Here is a 1,437-nt window from a genome sequence, read left to right as displayed (position 1 = left end):
TGTGCTGCTGCAAACGGGTACCGGGGATTTCGTCGACGACGACAACTACTACGTCCTGCTCGACCCGGCGGACATCGACATGGTCTGCAAACCGGTGAGCGACGCCGTGTACGTGGTGCCGTGGGCCATCGAGCCGACCGCCATCGTCATTCACGACACCTTCGACAAGTTCGGCAACCCGATCGAGCTGTCGCCGCGCAACGTGCTGAAAAAGGTCCTGCAGCTGTACACCGACAAGGGCTGGAAGCCGATCGTGGCGCCGGAAATGGAGTTCTACCTGACCCAGCGCTGCGAAGACCCGGACCTGCCGCTCAAGGCGCCGTTGGGCCGCTCGGGCCGTGCCGAGAGCGGTCGCCAGTCGTTTTCCATCGACGCGGCCAACGAGTTCGACCCGCTGTTCGAAGACGTCTACGACTGGTGCGAGCTGCAAGGCCTGGACCTGGACACGCTGATCCACGAAGACGGTCCGGCGCAGATGGAAATCAACTTCCGCCACGGCGACGCGCTGGACCTGGCCGACCAGATCACCGTGTTCAAGCGCACCCTGCGCGAGGCGGCGCTCAAGCACAACGTCACCGCCACCTTCATGGCCAAGCCGATCGGCGACGAACCCGGCAGCGCCATGCACCTGCACCAGAGCGTGGTGGACATCGCCACCGGCCAACCGATCTTCGCCGACGCCGACGGCGGCATGAGCACGCTGTTTCGCCACCACATCGGCGGCCTGCAGAAGTACATCCCCAAGGTGCTGCCGATGTTCGCGCCGAACGTGAACTCGTTCCGCCGCTTCCTGCCGGACACCTCGGCGCCGGTCAACGTCGAATGGGGCGAAGAGAACCGCACCGTCGGCCTGCGCGTGCCGACTTCGGGGCCGGAATCGATGCGCGTGGAAAACCGCCTGCCGGGCGCCGACGCCAACCCGTACCTGGCCATCGCCGCCAGCCTGCTGTGCGGCTACATCGGCATGGTCGAAGGCGTCGAGCCGAGCGCCGCCGTGGAAGGTCGGGCCTATGAGCGACGCAACCTGCGCCTGCCGATCACCATCGAAGAGGCCCTCACCCAGATGGAAGAGTGCGAGACCGTCGCCGGCTACCTGGGCGACAAGTTCGTGCGTGGCTACGTGGCGGTCAAACGGGCCGAGCACGAGAACTTCAAACGGGTGATCAGCTCCTGGGAGCGGGAATTCCTGCTGCTGAGCGTCTGAACCCTGTGGGAGCTGGCCTGATGACAAAGCCAACATCTTCACCGGCTGACAGACCGTCATCGCTAGCAAGCTAGCTCCCACAGGAAACGCAGCAGCCCGAAACACCGCAGATCCCCTGTGGGAGCGAGCCTGCTCGCGAAAGGCCAGCACAGCCAACATCGCCGTCGGCTGACAGACCGCCATCGCCAGCAGGCTGGCTCCCACAGGAAACGCAGCAAACCGAAACACCGCAT

Annotated in this window: 1 protein-coding gene; it reads left to right on the top strand. The window is 64.9% G+C overall.

All coding sequences use genetic code 11. From position 1 onward, the window contains the following. Window positions 1-1,204, top strand: a 1,204-nt coding sequence (locus ACIP0B_RS07290; RefSeq protein ID WP_400830840.1) for a glutamine synthetase family protein, incomplete at its 5' end; no start/stop codon positions are given. Window positions 1,205-1,437 lie beyond the last annotated feature (233 nt).

Source organism: Pseudomonas sp. NPDC089534, from assembly GCF_044749305.1.
Lineage (GTDB): Bacteria > Pseudomonadota > Gammaproteobacteria > Pseudomonadales > Pseudomonadaceae > Aquipseudomonas > Aquipseudomonas ekonensis.
The sequence above is the reverse complement of the archived record's forward strand: the minus strand, read 5'-3'. Positions and strand labels throughout refer to the sequence as shown.